Genomic DNA, 20,917 nt, shown 5'->3' with positions numbered 1-20,917 from the left:
ATGTGCTCAGTTTCTTGGTTACTCGACAAACACGGCTATCATCTGTTTTTTAACCGTGATGAACAAAAAAACCGCCCATTAGCGTTGCCGCCTAAACAATACACGCAAGCTGGTGTTGAAGTGTTGATGCCGATTGATCCTGCCGGTGGAGGCAGTTGGATCAGCCTTAATGAATGCGGTTTGGCTTTGTGCTTGCTCAATAATTACCAAGGTAAAATCCCCCAAGGAGCCGATGCCGAACGCTTAGTGAGCCGCGGTCAATTGCTTAAGCATTTATCCAGTCAAGTCAGTGTCGAGAAGGTTATCCAAGCGTTTACACAGCTTAATCTTCAGCAATTTGCATCATTCACTTTGCTTGCTTTCGACCCTAATTTAACTGATGTATACCCGTGATCATTGAAGATGCTTGATTTTCAATAGAATCAGGATCATGCTACAAACCATGAAAATCACACTGACTCCTCAACAGAAACTGCAACTCGAACAGATGCACGACATTGAGCGTGATAGTCGAGTTTGCGACCGTATTAAGGCTGTTTTGCTGGCTTCTGAAGGCTGGAGTCAGACTATGATTTCACAAGCTCTTCGTATTCATGAATCGACCGTTGCACGTCACCTCAGTGACTACGTACTTTCTGAAAAACTTAAGCCTGAGAATGGAGGAAGCCAAAGCAAGCTTTCTGCTATTCAAACCATGCACCTAATCGAGCATTTGACTGAGAAAACCTATTCTCATACTCATCAAATTGTCGCCTATGTTAAAGAGACGTTTGGGCTTGATTATACTGTTTCTGGTATGAACAAATGGCTTCACCATAATGGTTTTAGCTACAAGCAACCGAAAGGCATACCACACAAGTTTGATGAAGCAAAACAGCAAGCATTCATAGAGGCGTATGAAGCGCTAAAGGCAAGCTGTGGCGAGGATGAATCGATAGTCTTTATCGATGCAGTTCACCCAACACTATCAACAAAGATATCGCATGGCTGGATACGTACTGGTCAGGATAAAGTGATTGAAACAACGGGTAATCGTAGCCGATTGAACATTATTGGCGCACTGAACCTGTCGGATATTGGTGCAACCATTGTTCACGACTATGAGAGCATTAACAGTGAATCGATTGTTCGTTTTTTCTGTAAGTTAAGAGAGAGTTATTCGTTAGCCCATAAGCTTCATATCATATTAGATGGTGCGGGATATCACCGCAGTGACTTAGTCAAAGATGCGGCGTTTGTCCTGAATATTAAACTGCATTATCTTCCACCTTACAGTCCAAACCTCAACCCAATAGAGCGGCTATGGAAAGTAATGAATGAGAAGTCGAGGAACAACGTTTACTTCAAAAGAAAACGGGACTTCAAGGCGGCAATAGACCAATTTTTTTCTGTGACTCTTCCAGAGATCGCAGGCTCTTTGACATCTCGAATTAATGATCATTTTCAGGTTCTCAAGCCTGCATCTTCAAGTTGATTCGGTATACAAGGCAATGTAATGGCTCTGGCGTGGAATGGTGAACAGAGCCAAATTGCGGTGACGCAATCGCCTCTATTTTCATCCAGTGCCGATTCAGAACAGGTGAAACACTACCGCTCACAGCTCTATCAAGCTTTAATCGCTGAGGAAGATAGTGTGCAACAGCGACTAAAGTTTCACACCCACCACCATGTCGCCCATCCACATTGGGCACCCTGTATGCATCGTCAAGATGCGCACACCGTTAGCTTTACCTATTTACGCGTCACACAACAGCAGCAGTATATGACCTATATCTCAGGTTCACCTTGCTTACAGCTCAGTGAGACATCACTCCACCAGCAGCGCGATGAGATCGACAAAACCACGCCTTGGGTCGCCAATTTATGAGGAATCAACAATGAAACGTTTACTAGGACTATTACTGCTGTTTGTCAGCAGCGTGAGCCTCGCTGAGGATGAAATTTACACCAGCTTTCTGAGCAATAAAGCGCTGAGTGGCTATGACACCGTCGCCTACTTCACCAAAGGAGAGCCAGTAAAAGGCTCCTCCGATTTTTCGACCCTTTATAAAAATGCGCAGTGGTATTTTTCTTCAAAAGAGAACCTTGAACTGTTTCTGAATAACCCTAACCAATATGCGCCGCAGTATGGCGGCTACTGCGCTTGGGCCGTCTCTGAAAAGAACGATTTTGCTCCGGGAGATCCCAATCAATGGGCGATTGTCGACGGCAAGCTCTATCTCAATTACGACAAAAAGATCAAAACATTATGGGATGCCAACCAAGCGGTGCACATCCAACAAGCCGATAAAAATTGGCCCAATTTAATTAAGTAGGAGCTACACCATGACGTTTAAAGCTAGCCAGCATCTTCCCTCACTCTTGATTGCGTTTGTTTTTATTCAATCGCTTGTCTTTAAGTTTTCCGGCTCTTACGAAACCAACTATATTTTTGGCACCTTAGGTGCGTGGTCTGGCCTCGGTTGGTTTGCTGTGTATGGCGGATATTTAATCGGAACGGCTGAACTGATAGCCTCTATTTTGCTGTTTAGCCGCTGGCATGGCCTTGGTGCACTGATGAGCGTCGGCATTATGAGTGGTGCGATTTTCTTTCATTTATTTACGCCTCTTGGCATTGTGATGCCAGAGTTTAACCAAGTAGGAGAAGTGGTCGGCAATGATAGCGGCCTGCTATTTGCGATGGCTTGCCTTGTTTGGTTGTGTGCGGCTTTTTTGGTGCGACGAGATCTCAAAAACGGTGATGGTTTATTGCACCAGTGGCTGAATAAAGGAGTGTAATTATATGCTAGCCAGTCCTTTTCGTTTACCACGACACACTCCATTTGGCGTCGCAGAATCGATTGTTGAATGGGCCTCTGGTCTTGCAACACTGGATAAACTGTATCAGCAGCGTCCTGCCAAACCCTCTTGCTTTGAGTTTATGCGCTACACGCTAGCGGCACTCAATATCGAATATCGCCTTGCTTTAGGCAGCATCGATAACATTCCACAAACAGGCCCAGTGGTGATCGTCGCTAACCACCCGCTGGGCGCAATTGAAGGGGTGATATTAGCCGATTTAATTGGTTCAGTACGCACCGATATTAAAGTGCTGGCGAATCAGTTGCTAAAGCGCCTGCCTGAAATTAGTGAACTCTTTATCGGTGTCGATGTGTTCAATAGCAAAAGTGCTCGCAGCACCAATGCGCAAGCCATTCGAGATGCGAACCTTCATTTGGCTCAAGGTGGCTTATTGATTATCTTCCCCGCAGGTGAGGTATCTACTTACCCCAAAGGATCGCAAACACTGTCGGATATCGAATGGAGTCAATCCGTCGCCAAATTTGTTAAACGCGCCCAAGCCACCACCGTCCCGATCTTTATTAATGGTAAAAATAGCACTCTGTTTTATCAAGCGGGGCGAATTCATCCACTACTGCGAACGGCATTGCTCGGCCGCGAGCTACTGAATAAGCAGGCGCACAACATTGAAATTTCCATCGGCAATCCCATCCCCTATTCCGAAGTAAAAGCATTTGAACAGGAACGAGACATTGTTCATTATCTGCGTCTCAATACCTATTTAATGAGTGCAGCACCTTCCGCAACGCCATCCTCACCAGAGTTAGTGACATCGCCCCTTCCTATTATTGATGCGCTTATTGTAGAGAAGCTTGAGCAAGATCTCGCCGCGCTGCCAAGCGAAAGCAAGCTCTTAGAGCAAGGTGATTGGATTGTCTATTGCGCCGCAAGCGAGCAGTTACCCCACATACTGCAAGAGATTGGTCGAATTCGTGAAGAGAGTTTTCGCGCCGTAGGTGAAGGAAGCGGCTTAGCTTGTGATCTTGATGAGTATGATCGTCATTACTACCAACTCTTTGTTTGGCACAAGAAAGACCGTCAAATTGTTGGAGCTTATCGATTGGGGTTAGTGGATGAACTGATAGCGAAGCAAGGGTTAGCAGGGCTCTATTCCCGTAGCTTATTTCAGTACGATGAAGCCTTCATCAACACACTCGATACCAGTATTGAGCTAGGTCGCTCGGTGGTTTCCTCGAAATACCAGCGCAACCTCAACTCACTGTTAATGCTGTGGAAAGGTATTGCTGCGTTTGTCGCGCGTCATCCACAATACACGCACTTGTTTGGCCCAGTAAGCATTAGCAACGATTACAGCCACACCGCGCGACAATTAATGGCCGCAACACTCTCTATTCATCATTATGATCATGAAAAGGCAACCTTGGTTTCACCTTCCACTCCACTACGGAGCAATGGGAACACATTTTGGCAAACCAACTTGCTCTCCTCTTTGGCAAGCATTTCTCTGCTGTCGAAAGTGTTAGCAAAAATGGAAAATGGCAAGGGCCTTCCTGTATTGCTGCGCCAATATTTAGGGATGAATGGCAAGCTCGTCTGTTTTAATGTCGACCCCGCGTTTAACAATGCGTTAGATGGCTTAATTGTGGTGAACTTGAAACAAGTTCCGCTGCATACACTGGCAAAATATATGGGTAAGGAGCAAGCCAGCGCTTATTTGGATTCGACACCCGTCAGTTCAAAGCCCTCATAAACGCAAAAGCCAGCGAGTTATTCGCTGGCTTTAATTCTAAATGAAGGGGCTTATTTTAGAAGGCGTGCTCTAAATTGGCGTCCTTTCATCTTACCGCTTTCCATTTTCTTCAGTGCTTTTTTCGCCACCGATTTATGGACTGCAACGTAGCTGCGCATCGGTAACATGTTAATTTTACCGACATATTGACCGTCAATACCGTCGTTACTGGTCAACGCCCCTAGAATATCCCCCGGGCGCACTTTCTGCTTTTTACCGCCATCAATCTGGATAGTGACCATATTGGCTTGATAAGGCGCGTTGTTTAGCGCACTGGCATCAGGCAATTTAGCGGGTTCGATGGGCATATCCATATATTCATCAATCATCGCCACTCGGTGCATTTCACTGTCACTGAAGAAGCTAAAAGCTAAACCTTTACTGCCCGCTCGGCCAGTACGCCCAATGCGGTGCACGTGCACTTCAGGATCACGTGATAACTCAAAGTTAAATACCGCATCTAAGTTATCGACATCAAGGCCACGTGCCGCCACATCGGTTGCGACTAAAATGGAGATACTTTTATTAGCAAACTGCACCAAAGCTTGGTCACGGTCACGCTGCTCTAAATCACCATGCAGTTCCACCACACTAAAGCCCTTGTGATGTAGATCTTCAGCAACACTTTGTACTTCTTTCTTTGTATTACAGAACACCACGGCAGATTCAGGCTGATGGTGTAAAAGCAGCAGTTCTAACGCGCGATCACGCGCCTCTGTACCCTCTACTTTATAAAAATATTGCTGAATGCTGGACGTATCATGGGTGGATTCAACTTTGACCATTTCAGGCTCACGCATAATCCGCTGCGCAATTTGTTTGATTTGATTTGGGAACGTAGCACTAAACAGCAATGTTTGACGGCTGGTTGGCGTTTCATTGATGATCGCATCCAACGCTTCTTGGAAACCCATTTCGAGCATTCGGTCCGCTTCATCAAGCACTAACGTATTGAGTTCAGAGAGATCGATACGACCTTTGTCTAAATGGTCAAGAATACGCCCCGGAGTACCAACCAAAATATGTGCACCGTGCTCTAACGAACCAATTTGTGGACCCATTGGCATGCCGCCACACAAGGTGAGCACTTTAATATTATGAATGGCGCGGCCGAGTGTACGAATATCCGTTGCGACTTGATCGGCTAACTCCCGCGTTGGGCATAGCACCAAAGCTTGAACACGAAAACGCTTAACGTTGAGGTTAGATAATACGCCTAAACCAAACGCTGCTGTTTTTCCTGAGCCTGTTTTTCCTTGGCCAATCACATCCTTACCCGCCAAAATGGTTGGCAAGCTTAACGCCTGAATCGGCGTCATCTTGGTGTATCCCAAAGTATCGAGGTTAGAAAGAAGTTCTGGTTGTAGATTTACCGTTGAAAAAGAGAGATTACTCAAGAGACCGTCCTTTCGTTAGACGAAAATTAAACGCCTATTATCGTTATTTAACCTCGTGTGGCTAGTGAATCTTTATTTATCATTCATCAAGTTTGTAGCTCACTCTTAACCTTTGTTAATGAATCATGCACTTAAGCTTGATAGAGTAACAACATCCATTTTTAAAGGGGCACTACGATGATTACTTGGCACTGTCTTTCATTCTCACAATTAACCACTCATCAACTTTATGCGCTACTTAAACTGCGCGTCGATGTCTTTGTGGTCGAACAAACCTGTCCTTACCCTGAATTGGATAATAAGGATATTCAGCCGGGTGTTTTTCATTTAATTGGTGAACAGGATCAGCAGATTGTTGCCTGCGCGCGCTTACTCCCTGCGGGGATTAGCTACCCAAGTGTCAGTATTGGTCGCATTGCAACCCAAAAAGAAGCGAGAGGAAATGGCCTTGGACACCAATTAATGCAGCAAGCATTAGCCGAATGCCAGAAGCTGTGGCCCAATCAAGATATTGAAATTGGTGCACAGCACTATCTTGCTAGCTTCTATCAAAGTTATGGTTTTCAACAAACGTCGGCGATGTATCTAGAAGATGATATCCCGCATATCGACATGCAGCTCAGCAAGTAAATAGCCCCCTTGATCAAAGCGTGTTATTTACTACGGCCAAATCCGCCATCTGAGCGCCTGAAAAACATCACTGATTGATCGTTTTTCTCAAGTTGCAGGATATCGAGTTGCCCATCAGCCGCGAGTTTGAAGCGAACTAATTGGCCTTGGGTAATTTGGCTGAGCGGTTTGTCACTGCCTTCAATTTTGACTAAGGCATTAAGATCAGACATCGGCAGATCATTTGCCCGAAAAACCTGCGACAAAGTGTCCCCGTTTTTAACCGTGTACTCTCGCCAGAACTCAGATTTACGATCGGTTTGTTGAGGCGTTTTTTGTTCACTCAACCCAACCGTATTAATGCTGATTTCCACACGCTCATTACTTTTCGGTAGAGCGGCCTGCTCTGTTCGCTCAGGAAAAGGAATAATAATGAGCAAACACACTACTGGAACGATCGCTAATAAAGCGCGCTGGTGAAGCTTAGGCAGCGCCAGCCAAACTGTGCGAACACGTAAAATAAGGCCACGCCAATCGAATGCATGCCACTTCTGTTGGATAAACGCTAAATAATCAGTTTGCGGTTTCTTCTTGTGACGACGATTCATCTTAACCCGTCTCCTTTTCTGTCGAGCTACAGTATAAAAACTCAAGAGGGATCAGTATAGAGCCAAGGTGGCGATAACGTAAACGTTGACACAATCTTGAACATTTTTCTTTGGGATCTGCGATTTGTCACAACCTGAAGGTTCAATATTGGATATTTCCCATTAGCATTTCATCCCATGCTTGAAACTGATATCCTTTGGCACTTGTTTATTTACATAAAAAGAGTGACTGTTTATGTCTGAAGTAAAATTTGACACTGTAGAGCAAAAAGCAAGCTACGGTATCGGTCTACAAATGGGCCAACAACTTGCGGGTAGTGGTCTAGAAGGACTTAACGTTGACGCCATCGCCGCAGGTATCGCAACCGCATTAGTAGGCGACATGCCATCAATTGAAATTGATGAAATCAATAATGCACTGCAAGAGTTGCACATGCGTGCAGAATCTCTACGCCAAGAAGCTGCCAAAGCAGCCGCCGCCGACGGTGAAGTATTCTTAACAGATAACGCACTACGCCCTGAAGTGACCATGCTTGAATCTGGTCTACAGTACGAAATTCTTACAGAAGGTACGGGGGATATCCCGACATCTGACAAGCAAGTACGTGTTCATTACCACGGTGAATTGACTGACGGTACAGTATTTGATAGCTCTGTATCTCGCGGTCAACCAGCTGAATTCCCAGTAACAGGTGTAATCAAAGGTTGGGTAGAAGCACTACAACTGATGCCTGTGGGTTCAAAATGGAAACTCTATATTCCACAAGATCTTGCCTACGGTGAGCGTGGCGCTGGCGCTGCAATTCCTCCTTTTGCAGCTCTAGTATTTGAAGTAGAGCTACTCGACATTCTATAAATAGAATTGATAATGAGAAGGTTGGCATTCGCTGACCTTTTTTTATTAGTATTTCTTACTTAGCATCTATCAAAAACGACACTACGCATACTTATCTGGTTAGCCCGTGTTCAAAGATAAAATCTACGCGTACAAAAAAGCCGAGTATTACTACTCGGCTTTTTTAATTATACGAACTGATTACTCAGCAGCAGCTTCTACAGCTACTTCTGGGCGATCGACAAGCTCAATGTATGCCATTGGAGCTTTATCACCAGTACGGAAACCGCACTTTAGGATACGTGTGTAGCCGCCTTGGCGAGCTGCAAAACGTGGACCTAGTTCGTTAAATAGTTTTGCCACAACTTCGTTATCACGAGTGCGAGCAAATGCTAGACGACGGTTTGCAACACTGTCAGTCTTAGCTAGTGTAATCAAAGGCTCAACGACGCGACGTAGCTCTTTTGCTTTTGGCAAAGTAGTCTTGATAACTTCATGACGTACTAGAGAGCTAGCCATGTTGCTGAACATCGCTTTGCGATGACTGCTGTTGCGGTTGAGTTGACGACCACTCTTACGATGGCGCATGACCTAATCCTTCTAACTAGTATCGATTAATCTTCAGCGATAGACGCTGGCGGCCAGTTCTCTAGGCGCATGCCCAAAGATAGACCACGTGATGCAAGCACGTCTTTAATCTCTGTAAGAGATTTCTTACCAAGGTTTGGCGTTTTAAGTAGCTCAACCTCAGTGCGCTGTACTAGATCACCGATGTAGTGAATCGCTTCTGCTTTCAAACAGTTAGCAGAGCGAACTGTTAGTTCAAGATCGTCTACAGGACGCAGTAGGATTGGATCGAATTCTGGCTTCTCTTCCTTCTCCTCAGGTACACGTACATCACGAAGATCTACGAACGCATCCAATTGTTCAGCAAGAATAGTTGCTGCACGACGGATTGCTTCCTCAGGTTCTAGAGTACCGTTCGTTTCCATATCGATAACGAGCTTATCTAAATCAGTACGTTGTTCTACGCGAGCGGCTTCCACAGAGTAGGCAATTTTGTCTACTGGGCTGTAAGTAGCATCTACAAGTAGACGACCGATTGGACGCTCATCTTCTTCAGTATGGATACGAGCTGAAGCTGGAACATAACCACGACCACGTTCTACTTTGATACGCATAGCGATCTCAGCGTTGTCATCCGTTAGATGACAAATCACGTGCTCAGGGTTAGTGATCTCTACATCACCATCATGGGTGATGTCACCTGCAACAACAGGGCCCGAGCCTGATTTGTTCAGCGTAATGAACACTTCATCTTTGCCTTCGGCAACGCGAACAGCCAAACCTTTTAGGTTCAGAAGGATCTCAAGGATATCTTCTTGAATGCCTTCTTTGGTGCTGTACTCGTGTAGTACGCCTTCAATCTCCACTTCAGTTACAGCACAACCTGGCATTGAAGATAGAAGAATACGGCGAAGTGCATTACCCAGAGTATGGCCGAAACCACGCTCTAACGGCTCAAGAGTTACTTTTGCGTGTGTCGTGCTAATCTGTTCGATATCAACAAGACGTGGCTTAAGAAATTCTGTTACAGAACCCTGCATTGTGTCCTCTCTTTAGTTTAACCTTACTTAGAGTAAAGCTCGACGATCAATTGTTCGTTGATGTCAGCTGACAGGTCAGAACGCTCAGGCATACGCTTGAATGTACCTTCCATTTGGCCGCCATCTACTTCAATCCAAGTTGGTTTTTCGCGTTGTTCAGCAACTTCTAGAGCTGCTTTAATGCGAGATTGCTTTTTAGCTTTCTCACGGATTGCAACAACGTCGTTAACCGCAACATTGAAAGAAGGAACGTTTACAACTTTACCGTTAACTAGGATAGCTTTGTGGCTTACTAGCTGACGTGCTTCTGCGCGAGTAGCGCCAAAGCCCATGCGGTAAACTACGTTATCAAGACGACCTTCAAGAAGCTGAAGTAGGTTTTCACCAGTATTGCCTTTAAGACGTGCAGCTTCTTTGTAGTAGTTACGGAATTGTTTTTCTAGAACGCCATAAATACGACGAACTTTTTGCTTCTCACGAAGCTGAACACCGTACTCAGATAGACGACCGCGACGAGCGCCGTGTACACCTGGTGCGTTGTCAATTTTACACTTGGTATCAATCGCACGAATGCCTGACTTAAGGAACAAGTCAGTACCTTCGCGGCGGCTAAGCTTCAGCTTAGGACCCAAATATCTTGCCATGATCTTTCTCCAATCTTCCTAGAAACGTTATACGCGGCGTTTCTTAGGTGGACGACAACCGTTATGAGGGATTGGTGTCGCATCAACAATGTTAGTGATACGGAAACCAGCAGCGTTCAGTGCGCGAACAGTTGATTCACGACCTGGACCTGGACCCTTAACCATAACCTCTAGGTTCTTAAGGCCGTATTCTTTAGCCATTTCAGCACAACGCTCAGCAGCAACCTGTGCAGCGAACGGAGTAGACTTACGAGAACCGCGGAAACCAGAACCACCAGCAGTTGCCCAAGCTAGAGCATTACCTTGACGGTCTGTGATAGTTACGATTGTGTTATTGAAAGATGCATGGATGTGCGCTACGCCATCAGCAACTTGCTTGCGTACACGCTTACGTGCGCGAGTTGGTTGTTTTGCCATTGTACTCTATACCCTTCCGACTATTTCTTGATCGGTTTACGCGGACCCTTACGGGTACGAGCGTTGGTTTTAGTACGCTGTCCACGTAGTGGTAGACTGCGACGATGACGAAGACCACGGTAACAGCCAAGGTCCATAAGACGCTTGATGTTCATGGAAACTTCACGACGAAGATCACCCTCTACAGTGTATTTAGCTACACCATCACGCAGTAGATCGATCTGCTCTTCAGTTAGTTCACTGATCTTAACACTTTCAGCAATACCCAAATCAGCTAAGATAGCTTTCGAACGGGTCTTGCCGATGCCGTAGATTGCAGTTAATGCAATTACAGCATGCTTCTGATCAGGAATGTTAATGCCTGCTATACGGGCCACTATTCACTCCTAGTACTTATATAAGAAATTATCCGCAGCAAAGCCCGTCGAGGATACGCTGCGGCATACTACTTCTTTTGCACACAAAAGGTAGGCCGAGGAATATACTCGACCGACCTTTATATTTCAAGTAAAAATTTCTGCTAATTAGCCTTGGCGCTGCTTGTGCTTTGGCTCACTGCAAATCACGCGAACGACGCCGTTACGCTTGATTACTTTACAGTTACGACAGATTTTTTTAACGGAAGCACGAACTTTCATTGCTAAACTCCGTAAGTGAAATCTGAATTAACGGCCGTAGCCCTTCAGATTTGCTTTTTTCAACACAGAATCATACTGTTGGGACATCATATGAGTCTGTACCTGTGCCATAAAGTCCATAATCACAACCACTACGATAAGTAGTGATGTGCCGCCGAAGTAGAAACGTACGTTCCACGCGACCATCATGAACTCGGGAATCAGACAGATAAAGGTAATGTAGAGAGCACCCGCTAAGGTTAGTCTGGTCATTACTTTATCAATGTATCTCGCTGTCTGCTCACCTGGGCGGATGCCGGGTACGAACGCACCGGACTTCTTCAAGTTATCCGCTGTTTCACGAGGGTTAAACACCAACGCTGTGTAAAAGAAACAGAAGAAAATAATCGCTGCTGCATAAAGCATAACGTACAGAGGTTGACCAGGGCTAAGAGCCAAAGACACATCAGTTAACCAACCGAATGTGCTGCTCTCACCATTTTGACCAAACCACTGAGCTAATGTTCCTGGGAACAAAATAATACTCGATGCAAAAATTGCAGGTATTACACCCGCCATATTAATTTTCAATGGCAAGTGAGTACTTTGCGCTGCAAACACTTTACGACCTTGTTGACGCTTTGCATAGTTAACGACAATACGACGCTGACCACGCTCCATGAAAACAACGAAATAAATTACAGCAAAAGAAAGTACCGCAATTAACAACAGAAGAAGCACATGCAATTCACCTTGACGCGCTTGCTCAATCGTTTGTCCGATTGCCGAAGGCAATCCAGCAACAATACCTGCAAAAATCAAAATGGAAATACCATTTCCTATTCCACGCTCAGTAATTTGTTCACCTAACCACATTAAGAACATGGTACCAGTTACTAAACTCACGGTAGCAATCAGGGTAAACATGGTTTGGTCGATAACAACCAGATTGTTGACCATGTTTGGTAAGCCTGTTGCGATACCAATAGCTTGGAATATTGCAAGTACAAGCGTGCCATAACGCGTATATTGGCTAATCTTACGACGCCCTGCCTCACCCTCTTTCTTGAGTTCGGCTAACGCTGGATGAACTACAGTTAGCAATTGGACAACAATTGATGCCGAAATATACGGCATGATGCCCAATGCTAAGATAGATGCACGCGAAAGAGCACCACCGGAGAACATGTTAAACATTTCAACGATGGTACCTTTTTGCTGTTCGAACAAATCGGCAAGTACAGCTGCGTCAATACCAGGAATCGGCACAAAAGAACCGGCTCGGAATACTAAAAGTGCACCAATTACGAATAATAAGCGCGACTTTAGCTCACTTAAGCCGCTCTGAGCACTACGAAAATCTTGTCCTGGTTTCTTAGCCATCTGTACCTCGTTCCTCGAGATTATTCCTCGATTTTACCGCCTGCAGCTTCGATTGCAGCTTTAGCGCCTTTAGTCACGCGAAGACCTTTCACAGTCACTGCTTTGCTAATCTCACCAGAAAGAACAACTTTAACATTTTCGATGTTCTTAGTGATTAGGTTAGCTGCTTTCAAGCTGTTTAGATCGACCACGTCACCCGTAACTTTCGCTAGCTCAGCTAGACGAATTTCAGCAGACACTAGGCTCTTACGAGAAGTGAAACCGAATTTAGGTAGACGTTGTTTTAGAGGCATTTGACCGCCTTCAAAACCTGGACGAACTGTACCGCCAGAACGTGACTTTTGACCTTTGTGACCGCGGCCACCTGTTTTACCAAGGCCAGAACCGATACCACGGCCTAGACGCTTAGGAGCGTGCTTAGAACCAGCAGCCGGTGATAGAGTATTCAAACGCATTCTGATTACTCCTCAACTTTAACCATGTAGTAAACCTTGTTGATCATACCGCGTACACACGGTGTATCTTCAAGTTCTACTGTATGGTTGATACGACGAAGGCCTAGACCACGCAAAGTAGCTTTGTGCTTTGGTAGACGACCAATTGAGCTTTTAGTTTGAGTTACTTTAATAGTTGCCATGGTGCTTACTCCGAAATCGCTTCAACAGTGAGACCACGTTTAGCTGCAACCATTTCTGGTGACTTCACATCTACTAGACCAGCAACTGTTGCACGAACAACGTTGATTGGGTTAGTAGAACCGTACGCTTTCGCAAGTACGTTATGTACACCGGCAACTTCTAGTACAGCACGCATCGCACCACCGGCGATAACACCTGTACCTTCTGCAGCTGGCTGCATGTAAACTTTAGAGCCCGAGTGACGACCTTTCACCGCGTGGTGAAGAGTGCCTTCGTTAAGAGCGATAGTAACCATGTTACGACGCGCTTTTTCCATTGCTTTTTGAATCGCTGCAGGTACTTCACGAGCTTTGCCGTATCCGAAACCTACGCGACCATTACCGTCACCAACTACAGTTAGTGCAGTAAAGCTCATGATTCGACCACCTTTAACCGTTTTAGAAACACGGTTAACTGCGATTAATTTTTCTTGCAAATCACTAGCTTGTTGTTGTTCTTTAGCCATCTTCCAACCCTACCTTAGAATTTCAGACCAGCTTCGCGAGCAGATTCTGCTAGCGCCGCTACTCGACCGTGGTATTGGAAACCCGAACGATCAAACGCAACAGCTGATACGCCTTTTTCAAGAGCGCGTTCTGCAATAGCTTTACCTACCGCTTTAGCTGCGTCTACGTTACCGGTGTTCTTAACTAGCTCACGGATCGCTTTTTCTACAGTAGAAGCTGCTGCGATAACCTCAGAGCCGTTTGATGCGATAACCTGAGCGTACACGTGACGAGGAGTACGGTGTACTACTAGGCGAGTTGCACCCAGTTCAGCAATCTTACGACGTGCGCGTGTAGCACGACGGATGCGAGATGCTTTCTTATCCATAGTGTTACCTTACTTCTTCTTAGCTTCTTTACTACGCACATTTTCATCTGCGTAACGGACGCCTTTACCTTTATAAGGTTCTGGCTCACGGTAAGAACGGATGTCAGCCGCAACTTGACCCACTACTTGCTTATCGCAACCAGTTAGGACAATTTCAGTTTGGCTAGGACATTCAGCATTGATACCCGCTGGTAGTTCATGCTCTACAGGGTGTGAGAAGCCTAAAGTAAGACTTACTGAGTTGCCTTTAATAGCAGCACGGTAACCAACACCTTTAAGAACAAGCTTCTTAGTAAAGCCTGCAGTAACACCAACAACCATGTTGTTTACTAGCGCACGAGCAGTACCTGCTTGTGCCCAAGCGTTAGCAACACCTTCACGAGGACCGAAAGTAAGGTTGTTTTCTTCCTGTGCAATAACTACGCCTTTATTCAGGACGCGAGTCAGCTCACCTTTACCACCTTTTACAGTGATTTCTTGGCCGTTTAGTTTCACCTCTACGCCAGCTGGAATAGCGACAGGTGCTTTAGCAACACGAGACATATCCTACTCCTTACGCTACGTAGCAAATGATTTCACCGCCAAGACCTGCTTTGCGAGCAGCACGGTCAGACATCAGACCCTTGGAAGTGGACACCACAGCAACACCCATACCGCCCATCACTGTTGGTAACGCGTCTTTTTTCTTATAAACGCGTAGACCAGGACGTGAAACACGTTGGATTTGCTCGATTACTGGTTTAGCTTGGAAGTACTTAAGAGTAACTTCTAGCTCAGGTTTTACTTCGCCTTCAACAGCGAAATCTGCGATATAACCTTCAGCTTTTAGCAGTGCAGCAATTGCAACTTTAAGCTTTGAAGAAGGCATTTTTACAGCAACTTTATTTGCTGCCTGACCGTTACGAATGCGGGTCAGCATATCCGAAATCGGATCTTGCATGCTCATAATATTTACTCCAAATGATTAAGTGGCAATTACCAGCTAGCCTTACGAAGTCCAGGAATCTCGCCTTTCATGCAAGCTTCGCGAACTTTGATGCGGCTTAGACCGAACTTACGTAGGAAACCGTGTGGACGACCAGTTTGGTTGCAACGGTTGCGCTGACGTGAAGCACTTGAATCACGTGGAAGAGCTTGCAGTTTAAGAACTGCGTTCCAACGATCTTCTTCAGATGCGTTTACATCGCTGATGGTAGCTTTTAGCATTGCACGCTTTTCTGCGAACTTAGCTACTAGCTTTGCACGTTTTACTTCACGTGCTTTCATTGATTGTTTAGCCATAACAGTAACCCTTCACCTTACTTACGGAATGGGAAGTTAAAGGCAGCCAGCAGAGCACGGCCTTCCTCATCGGTACCAGCAGAAGTCGTGATAGTGATATCAAGACCGCGTACACGATCGACTTTATCGTAGTCGATTTCTGGGAAGATGATTTGCTCGCGAACGCCCATGCTGTAGTTACCGCGTCCGTCAAAAGACTTAGCGCTAACACCACGGAAGTCACGTACACGTGGAAGTGCAATAGAGATTAAACGCTCTAAAAAATCCCACATACGTTCGCCACGCAAGGTTACTTTACAACCAATTGGGTAGCCTTCACGAATTTTGAAACCTGCAACAGATTTACGAGCTTTAGTGATCAGTGGTTTTTGACCAGAGATCGTAGCCATATCAGCTGCTGCATTTTCTAATAGTTTCTTATCGTTGATAGCTTCACCAACGCCCATGTTTAGGGTGATTTTATCAATCCTAGGGACTTGCATGACGCTTGTGTAACCGAACTGTTTGGTCAGTTCAGTCACTACAGACGACTTGTAGTAATCATGCAGTTTCGCCATAGTAGAACTCCAAATTACTTCTAATTAGTTAGAAACGATTTCACCGTTAGATTTGAAGAAACGAACTTTTTTGCCGTCTTCAAAACGGAAACCGATACGGTCCGCTTTACCAGTTGCTGCGTTAAAGATTGCAACGTTAGAAGCATCAATAGCTGCTTCTTGTTCAACGATGCCACCTTGTTGACCTAGAGCCGGAACCGGCTTTTGGTGTTTCTTAACAAGGTTGATACCTTCAACGATAACTTTACCAGTTACGAGAACCTTAGTTACTTTACCTTTCTTGCCTTTATCTTTACCAGCAAGAACGATTACTTCGTCATTACGACGGATTTTAGCTGCCATGTGTGCCGCTCCTTACAGAACTTCAGGTGCTAGTGACACGATTTTCATAAATTTCGCATTGCGAAGTTCACGAGTCACTGGACCAAAGATACGTGTACCGATAGGTTGCTCTGTATTATTGTTCAACAATACGCAAGCATTACGGTCGAAGCGAATGACAGAACCGTCTGGACGACGTACGCCTTTACGGGTGCGAACTACCACCGCCTTCAGTACATCACCTTTTTTAACTTTACCGCGAGGAATTGCTTCCTTCACTGTAACTTTGATGATGTCACCGATATGTGCATAACGGCGGTGAGAGCCACCCAGAACCTTAATACACATTACCTTGCGCGCGCCTGAGTTATCAGCTGCATCAAGTGTACTTTGCATTTGGATCATTGTTAGTGCTCCGCTAAATATTAAAACTAGACCCTCTCGGGTCGGGCTGCCTCTTTAAAAGGGACGCGAATTGTACCACCCTTTCCTAAGATTGGGTAGACAAAAAATAAACGGCTCCAAAAAAACTTTGGAGCCGTTTAAAATCATAGAATAACGATGATTACATCTTCGCTTTTTCTATAACTTTAACCAATGTCCAAGACTTAGTCTTAGACAGAGGACGACACTCACGAATCTCAACGGTATCGCCTAGGCCACACTCGTTGTTTTCGTCATGTGCGTGTACTTTAGTCGTACGCTTTACGAATTTACCGTAAATTGGGTGTTTCACCATGCGCTCGATAGCAACAGTGATAGATTTATCCATCTTGTCACTAATAACACGACCTAGTTGAGTACGAATTTTGTCGCTCATTATTCGCCTGCCTTCTCAGTCAAAACAGTTTTAACGCGTGCGATATCACGGCGTACAGCTTTCAAAGTATGAGTTTGCTGTAGTTGACCAGTTGCAGCTTGCATGCGCAAGTTGAACTGTTCACGTAGCAAATTCAGTAGCTCAGCGTTAAGCTCTTCAGCGCTTTTTGCGCGTAGATCTAGTGCTTTCATCACATCACCTGTTTAATTACGAATGTAGTTTTGAATGGCAGTTTACGAGCCGCTAGGCGGAACGCTTCACGTGCCAATTCTTCAGGTACACCGTCCATTTCGTACATAACCTTACCAGGTTGGATTTGGGCTACCCAGTACTCAACGTTACCTTTACCCTTACCTTGACGAACTTCTAGTGGTTTTTCAGTGATTGGCTTATCTGGGAACACACGGATCCAGATTTTACCTTGACGCTTAACGTGACGTGTCATTGCACGACGTGCCGCTTCGATCTGACGAGCAGTTAGACGACCACGTCCAACGGCTTTAAGACCAAATGTACCGAAGCTTACGTCAGTACCTTTAGCTAGACCGCGGTTGCGACCAGTATGAACCTTACGGAACTTAGTGCGTTTAGGTTGTAGCATCAGTCGACTCCTTACTTACGGCCTTTACGCTGCTTCTTAGGCTTGTCAGCCTTTGGCTCAACAGCGTTTGCAGCTGGCATACCACCAAGGATTTCACCCTTGAAGATCCAAACTTTAACGCCGATCACACCGTATTGAGTGTGAGCCGAAGAAGTTGCGTAATCAATGTCAGCACGTAGAGTGTGTAGAGGCACACGGCCTTCACGGTACCACTCAGAACGTGCAATTTCAGCGCCGCCAAGACGACCGCTTACTTCCACTTTGATACCTTTAGCGCCTAGACGCATAGCATTTTGTACCGCACGCTTCATAGCACGACGGAACATAACGCGACGCTCTAGTTGAGACGCGATGCTATCAGCCACTAATTGGCCGTCTAGCTCAGGCTTACGTACTTCAGCGATGTTAATTTGCGCTGGTACACCTGCAATTTTAGCTACAGCTGCGCGTAGCTTCTCAACGTCTTCACCTTTTTTACCGATAACAACGCCTGGGCGAGCAGTGTGGATAGTCACACGAATGCTCTTAGCAGGACGCTCGATAACGATGCGTGATAGAGACGCTTTTGAAAGTTCCTTAGTAAGGAACTGACGTACCTTGAAGTCGCCGTCTAGGTTGTCAGCGAAATCTTTGGTGTTAGCAAACCATGTAGCATTCCAAGGCTTAACGATGCCAAGACGAATACCATTAGGATGTACTTTCTGACCCATTGCTTACTCTCCTAGTCTCTTAGCGGTCTGCTACAACAACAGTGATGTGGCTTGAACGCTTCAAGATACGATCCGCACGGCCTTTTGCACGAGGCATAATACGCTTCATGACCGGGCCCTCATCTACGAAGATTTTAGCGACATTAAGATCGTCGATATCTGCACCTTCGTTGTGTTCTGCGTTAGCGATAGCTGACTCTAGAACTTTCTTAACTAATACAGCCGCTTTTTTGTTGCTGAAAGTTAGGATTTCAAGAGCCTGATCCACAGATTTACCACGGATTAGATCTGCAACTAAGCGAGCTTTCTGAGGAGAAATGCGAGCAAAGTTATGTTTAGCAATAGCTTCCATCATTTACTCCTTAGCGCTTCTTAGCTTTCTTATCCGCAGCGTGACCACGGTAAGTACGAGTTGGTGCGAATTCGCCCAGTTTGTGACCGATCATTTCATCAGTGACAAATACTGGAACGTGCTGACGACCATTATGGACAGCGATGGTCAAACCAATCATTGATGGAATGATCATTGAACGACGGGACCAAGTCTTAATAGGCTTTTTGTCTCCGCTTTCCACCGCTTTCTCTACCTTCTTCAGCAAGTGTAGGTCAATAAATGGACCTTTCTTGAGAGAACGTGGCATGGCTTATCCTCTTATATAGATTACTTATTACGACGACGTACGATGTACTTGTCGGTGCGTTTGTTGCTACGAGTCTTGAAGCCCTTAGTAGGCATACCCCAAGGAGATACTGGGTGACGACCACCAGAAGTGCGGCCTTCACCACCACCGTGTGGGTGGTCAACCGGGTTCATTACGACACCACGTACAGTTGGACGTACGCCGCGCCAGCGTGAAGCACCAGCTTTACCTAGTTCACGTAGCATGTGCTCAGAGTTACCAACTTCACCGATTGTTGCACGGCCTTCAGAAAGTACTTTGCGCATTTCACCAGAACGTAGGCGGATAGTTGCATAAGTACCGTCGCGAGCGACAAGTTGAGCATATGCACCAGCCGAACGAGCTAGCTGTGCACCTTTACCAGGCTTAAGTTCAACACAGTGAATAGTAGAACCCACTGGGATGTTGCGCATTGGCAGAGTGTTACCTGCTTTAATTGGCGCATCAACACCAGACTGGATTGTATCACCAGCTTGAACACCTTTAGGTGCGATAATGTAACGACGCTCGCCGTCTGCGTACAGAACTAGAGCGATATTTGCGCTACGGTTTGGATCGTATTCTAGACGCTCAACTTTCGCTGGGATGCCATCTTTAGTACGTTTGAAGTCAACCAAACGATAGTGTTGCTTATGACCACCACCGATATGACGTACTGTGATACGACCGTTGTTGTTACGACCACCATTCTTAGAGTTTTTCTCTAGAAGAGGTGCGTATGGCTTACCCTTGTGTAGGTCAGCGTTAACAACTTTAACGACGTGACGACGACCAGGGGAAGTCGGCTTACATTTAACAATAGCCATTATTCAACTACTCCTGTTATTCCGCGCCGCCAACAAAGTCAAGATCTTGACCTTCTTTCAAAGTCACATACGCTTTTTTAACGTCGCTGCGGCGACCTTGGCGTAGACCTTGACGTTTGGTCTTACCCTTAGTGATAAGAGTATTTACAGACTTAACTTCAACTTCAAATAGCTTTTCTACAGCTGCTTTGATCTCTTTCTTAGTTGCATCTTTTGCTACTTTGAAAACGATAGTGTTCGCTTTCTCAGCAGTCATAGTTGCTTTTTCAGAGATGTGCGGTGCACGTAGAACTTTTAGTAGACGCTCTTCACTGATCATGCCAGCATCTCCTCAACTTGCTTAACTGCTTCTGCAGTCATTAGAACCTTGTCAAACGCAATTAGGCTAACTGGGTCAAGACCCGCTACGTCACGTGCGTCAACTTTATATAGGTTGCGAGCAGCTAAGAATAGATTCTCGTCTACTTCGCCAGTAACGATGAGTACATCGTTAAGCTCAAGTTCTTTAAGCTTAGCTAATAGCTCTTTAGTTTTTGGTGCTTCTACTGAGAAGTTATCAACAACGATTAAACGCTCTTGACGAACTAGTTCAGAAAGAATGCTCTTCATAGCACCGCGGTACATTTTTTTGTTTACTTTTTGGCTGTGATCTTGTGGTTTCGCAGCAAAAGTAACACCACCTGTACGCCAGATTGGGCTACGAATTGTACCAGCACGTGCACGGCCAGTACCTTTTTGACGCCATGGCTTAGCGCCACCGCCAGAAACTTCTGAACGTGTCTTTTGAGCACGAGTACCTTGACGAGCACCTGCTGCATACGCAACAACTACTTGGTGTACAAGGGCTTCGTTGAACTCACGTCCGAAAGTAGTTTCGGAAACAGTTAGTGCGTTAGCACCTTTAACCATCAATTCCATTACT

Annotated in this window: 35 protein-coding genes and 1 pseudogene; 8 read left to right on the top strand and 28 right to left on the bottom strand. The window is 45.5% G+C overall.

What is annotated here, in order from left to right:
• From N5E84_RS15160 to N5E84_RS15135, 6 genes and pseudogenes are all read left to right on the top strand, one after another.
• Positions 1 to 378 (top strand): annotated as a pseudogene (locus tag N5E84_RS15160) (NRDE family protein); the annotation flags it as partial.
• 64 nt (positions 379 to 442) lie between these two features.
• Positions 443 to 1,474 (top strand): IS630-like element ISVa15 family transposase, encoded by a 1,032-nt coding sequence (locus N5E84_RS15155; protein WP_026027704.1) that lies wholly within the window; start codon positions 443 to 445, stop codon positions 1,472 to 1,474.
• Between the two features lie 21 nt (positions 1,475 to 1,495).
• Positions 1,496 to 1,867, top strand: coding sequence for a hypothetical protein (locus N5E84_RS15150; protein ID WP_232513654.1), 372 nt, complete (start codon positions 1,496 to 1,498; stop codon positions 1,865 to 1,867).
• Positions 1,868 to 1,877: 10 nt separating this feature from the next.
• A complete protein-coding gene (locus N5E84_RS15145) occupies positions 1,878 to 2,315 on the top strand; it encodes a YHS domain-containing (seleno)protein (RefSeq protein ID WP_019282416.1) in 438 nt (145 codons plus the stop codon).
• A 10-nt stretch (positions 2,316 to 2,325) separates the two neighbouring features.
• On the top strand, positions 2,326 to 2,778 hold the full coding sequence (locus N5E84_RS15140; protein WP_013855934.1) for a hypothetical protein: 453 nt from the start codon (positions 2,326 to 2,328) through the stop codon (positions 2,776 to 2,778).
• Between the two features lie 4 nt (positions 2,779 to 2,782).
• Complete coding sequence (locus N5E84_RS15135; protein ID WP_019282417.1) at positions 2,783 to 4,552, top strand: lysophospholipid acyltransferase family protein; 1,770 nt, start codon at positions 2,783 to 2,785, stop codon at positions 4,550 to 4,552.
• A 50-nt stretch (positions 4,553 to 4,602) separates the two neighbouring features.
• Here the strand turns inward: N5E84_RS15135 and dbpA are convergent, their stop codons facing one another.
• Positions 4,603 to 5,988 carry an ATP-dependent RNA helicase DbpA gene (dbpA, locus tag N5E84_RS15130; RefSeq protein WP_017042859.1) on the bottom strand — a complete coding sequence of 462 codons (1,386 nt, stop codon included), beginning with the start codon at positions 5,986 to 5,988 and terminating at the stop codon, positions 4,603 to 4,605.
• Between the two features lie 177 nt (positions 5,989 to 6,165).
• Here dbpA and N5E84_RS15125 point away from each other — a divergent pair, with 177 nt between their 5' ends.
• A complete protein-coding gene (locus N5E84_RS15125) occupies positions 6,166 to 6,618 on the top strand; it encodes a GNAT family N-acetyltransferase (RefSeq protein WP_013855931.1) in 453 nt (150 codons plus the stop codon).
• Positions 6,619 to 6,641: 23 nt separating this feature from the next.
• On the opposite strand, the gene N5E84_RS15120 is transcribed toward N5E84_RS15125, so the two are convergent.
• Positions 6,642 to 7,205: a LysM-like peptidoglycan-binding domain-containing protein gene (locus N5E84_RS15120; RefSeq protein ID WP_029190036.1), complete on the bottom strand. Its 564-nt coding sequence runs from the start codon at positions 7,203 to 7,205 to the stop codon at positions 6,642 to 6,644.
• 235 nt (positions 7,206 to 7,440) lie between these two features.
• On the opposite strand from N5E84_RS15120, the gene N5E84_RS15115 reads away from it, so the two are divergent.
• Complete coding sequence (locus N5E84_RS15115; protein WP_019282418.1) at positions 7,441 to 8,061, top strand: FKBP-type peptidyl-prolyl cis-trans isomerase; 621 nt, start codon at positions 7,441 to 7,443, stop codon at positions 8,059 to 8,061.
• A gap of 180 nt (positions 8,062 to 8,241) precedes the next feature.
• Here N5E84_RS15115 and rplQ read toward each other — a convergent pair whose 3' ends face one another.
• The 26 genes from rplQ to rplD all read right to left on the bottom strand — a co-directional run bounded on the left by rplQ (position 8,242) and on the right by rplD (position 20,913).
• Positions 8,242 to 8,628, bottom strand: a complete 387-nt coding sequence (rplQ, locus tag N5E84_RS15110; protein WP_017042856.1) for a 50S ribosomal protein L17 — start codon at positions 8,626 to 8,628, stop codon at positions 8,242 to 8,244.
• 26 nt (positions 8,629 to 8,654) lie between these two features.
• A complete protein-coding gene (locus N5E84_RS15105; RefSeq protein WP_010318781.1) occupies positions 8,655 to 9,647 on the bottom strand; it encodes a DNA-directed RNA polymerase subunit alpha in 993 nt (330 codons plus the stop codon).
• A gap of 23 nt (positions 9,648 to 9,670) precedes the next feature.
• A complete protein-coding gene (gene rpsD, locus N5E84_RS15100) occupies positions 9,671 to 10,291 on the bottom strand; it encodes a 30S ribosomal protein S4 (RefSeq protein WP_013855928.1) in 621 nt (206 codons plus the stop codon).
• Positions 10,292 to 10,318: 27 nt separating this feature from the next.
• Positions 10,319 to 10,708 (bottom strand): 30S ribosomal protein S11, encoded by a 390-nt coding sequence (gene rpsK / locus N5E84_RS15095; RefSeq protein ID WP_001118870.1) that lies wholly within the window; start codon positions 10,706 to 10,708, stop codon positions 10,319 to 10,321.
• 20 nt (positions 10,709 to 10,728) lie between these two features.
• The gene (rpsM, locus tag N5E84_RS15090) at positions 10,729 to 11,085 is read right to left on the bottom strand and encodes a 30S ribosomal protein S13 (RefSeq protein ID WP_010318779.1); all 357 of its coding nucleotides are present in this window, start codon (positions 11,083 to 11,085) and stop codon (positions 10,729 to 10,731) included.
• A gap of 147 nt (positions 11,086 to 11,232) precedes the next feature.
• Positions 11,233 to 11,346 carry a 50S ribosomal protein L36 gene (rpmJ, locus tag N5E84_RS15085; protein ID WP_000868186.1) on the bottom strand — a complete coding sequence of 38 codons (114 nt, stop codon included), beginning with the start codon at positions 11,344 to 11,346 and terminating at the stop codon, positions 11,233 to 11,235.
• A gap of 27 nt (positions 11,347 to 11,373) precedes the next feature.
• Complete coding sequence (secY, locus tag N5E84_RS15080) at positions 11,374 to 12,708, bottom strand: preprotein translocase subunit SecY (protein WP_017046739.1); 1,335 nt, start codon at positions 12,706 to 12,708, stop codon at positions 11,374 to 11,376.
• Between the two features lie 20 nt (positions 12,709 to 12,728).
• Positions 12,729 to 13,163, bottom strand: a complete 435-nt coding sequence (gene rplO, locus N5E84_RS15075; RefSeq protein ID WP_010318777.1) for a 50S ribosomal protein L15 — start codon at positions 13,161 to 13,163, stop codon at positions 12,729 to 12,731.
• Positions 13,164 to 13,168: 5 nt separating this feature from the next.
• Positions 13,169 to 13,345 (bottom strand): 50S ribosomal protein L30, encoded by a 177-nt coding sequence (rpmD, locus tag N5E84_RS15070; RefSeq protein ID WP_004398455.1) that lies wholly within the window; start codon positions 13,343 to 13,345, stop codon positions 13,169 to 13,171.
• 5 nt (positions 13,346 to 13,350) lie between these two features.
• Positions 13,351 to 13,851: a 30S ribosomal protein S5 gene (gene rpsE, locus N5E84_RS15065; protein ID WP_010318775.1), complete on the bottom strand. Its 501-nt coding sequence runs from the start codon at positions 13,849 to 13,851 to the stop codon at positions 13,351 to 13,353.
• A 14-nt stretch (positions 13,852 to 13,865) separates the two neighbouring features.
• A complete protein-coding gene (gene rplR / locus N5E84_RS15060; RefSeq protein ID WP_013855926.1) occupies positions 13,866 to 14,219 on the bottom strand; it encodes a 50S ribosomal protein L18 in 354 nt (117 codons plus the stop codon).
• Between the two features lie 9 nt (positions 14,220 to 14,228).
• The gene (gene rplF, locus N5E84_RS15055; RefSeq protein WP_010318773.1) at positions 14,229 to 14,762 is read right to left on the bottom strand and encodes a 50S ribosomal protein L6; all 534 of its coding nucleotides are present in this window, start codon (positions 14,760 to 14,762) and stop codon (positions 14,229 to 14,231) included.
• Positions 14,763 to 14,772: 10 nt separating this feature from the next.
• A complete protein-coding gene (gene rpsH, locus N5E84_RS15050; protein ID WP_010318772.1) occupies positions 14,773 to 15,165 on the bottom strand; it encodes a 30S ribosomal protein S8 in 393 nt (130 codons plus the stop codon).
• 29 nt (positions 15,166 to 15,194) lie between these two features.
• A complete protein-coding gene (gene rpsN, locus N5E84_RS15045) occupies positions 15,195 to 15,500 on the bottom strand; it encodes a 30S ribosomal protein S14 (RefSeq protein ID WP_010318771.1) in 306 nt (101 codons plus the stop codon).
• A 17-nt stretch (positions 15,501 to 15,517) separates the two neighbouring features.
• The gene (rplE, locus tag N5E84_RS15040; RefSeq protein WP_010318770.1) at positions 15,518 to 16,057 is read right to left on the bottom strand and encodes a 50S ribosomal protein L5; all 540 of its coding nucleotides are present in this window, start codon (positions 16,055 to 16,057) and stop codon (positions 15,518 to 15,520) included.
• Between the two features lie 24 nt (positions 16,058 to 16,081).
• Positions 16,082 to 16,399, bottom strand: coding sequence for a 50S ribosomal protein L24 (gene rplX / locus N5E84_RS15035; protein ID WP_010318769.1), 318 nt, complete (start codon positions 16,397 to 16,399; stop codon positions 16,082 to 16,084).
• A 12-nt stretch (positions 16,400 to 16,411) separates the two neighbouring features.
• Entirely contained in the window at positions 16,412 to 16,783 is a 372-nt protein-coding gene (gene rplN / locus N5E84_RS15030) for a 50S ribosomal protein L14 (RefSeq protein WP_010318768.1), read from the bottom strand.
• Positions 16,784 to 16,943: 160 nt separating this feature from the next.
• A complete protein-coding gene (gene rpsQ / locus N5E84_RS15025; protein ID WP_013855925.1) occupies positions 16,944 to 17,198 on the bottom strand; it encodes a 30S ribosomal protein S17 in 255 nt (84 codons plus the stop codon).
• Positions 17,198 to 17,389 (bottom strand): 50S ribosomal protein L29, encoded by a 192-nt coding sequence (gene rpmC, locus N5E84_RS15020; protein ID WP_010318766.1) that lies wholly within the window; start codon positions 17,387 to 17,389, stop codon positions 17,198 to 17,200. The genes rpsQ and rpmC overlap by 1 nt, the downstream gene beginning before the upstream one ends.
• A complete protein-coding gene (gene rplP, locus N5E84_RS15015; protein ID WP_010318765.1) occupies positions 17,389 to 17,799 on the bottom strand; it encodes a 50S ribosomal protein L16 in 411 nt (136 codons plus the stop codon). The genes rpmC and rplP overlap by 1 nt, the downstream gene beginning before the upstream one ends.
• 11 nt (positions 17,800 to 17,810) lie before the next feature.
• Complete coding sequence (gene rpsC / locus N5E84_RS15010) at positions 17,811 to 18,509, bottom strand: 30S ribosomal protein S3 (protein WP_010318764.1); 699 nt, start codon at positions 18,507 to 18,509, stop codon at positions 17,811 to 17,813.
• A gap of 19 nt (positions 18,510 to 18,528) precedes the next feature.
• Entirely contained in the window at positions 18,529 to 18,861 is a 333-nt protein-coding gene (rplV, locus tag N5E84_RS15005; protein WP_026027327.1) for a 50S ribosomal protein L22, read from the bottom strand.
• 10 nt (positions 18,862 to 18,871) lie between these two features.
• Entirely contained in the window at positions 18,872 to 19,150 is a 279-nt protein-coding gene (rpsS, locus tag N5E84_RS15000; protein ID WP_010318762.1) for a 30S ribosomal protein S19, read from the bottom strand.
• A gap of 20 nt (positions 19,151 to 19,170) precedes the next feature.
• On the bottom strand, positions 19,171 to 19,995 hold the full coding sequence (gene rplB / locus N5E84_RS14995; protein WP_013855922.1) for a 50S ribosomal protein L2: 825 nt from the start codon (positions 19,993 to 19,995) through the stop codon (positions 19,171 to 19,173).
• A gap of 16 nt (positions 19,996 to 20,011) precedes the next feature.
• Complete coding sequence (gene rplW / locus N5E84_RS14990; protein WP_010318760.1) at positions 20,012 to 20,314, bottom strand: 50S ribosomal protein L23; 303 nt, start codon at positions 20,312 to 20,314, stop codon at positions 20,012 to 20,014.
• The gene (gene rplD / locus N5E84_RS14985; protein WP_010318759.1) at positions 20,311 to 20,913 is read right to left on the bottom strand and encodes a 50S ribosomal protein L4; all 603 of its coding nucleotides are present in this window, start codon (positions 20,911 to 20,913) and stop codon (positions 20,311 to 20,313) included. Before rplD ends, rplW begins: the two co-directional genes overlap by 4 nt.
• Positions 20,914 to 20,917 lie beyond the last annotated feature (4 nt).

The organism is Vibrio sp. J502 (assembly GCF_025397955.1).
Lineage (GTDB): Bacteria > Pseudomonadota > Gammaproteobacteria > Enterobacterales > Vibrionaceae > Vibrio > Vibrio anguillarum.
Note: the sequence above shows the minus strand (reverse complement) of the source record. Positions and strands in the feature narration are given on the sequence as shown.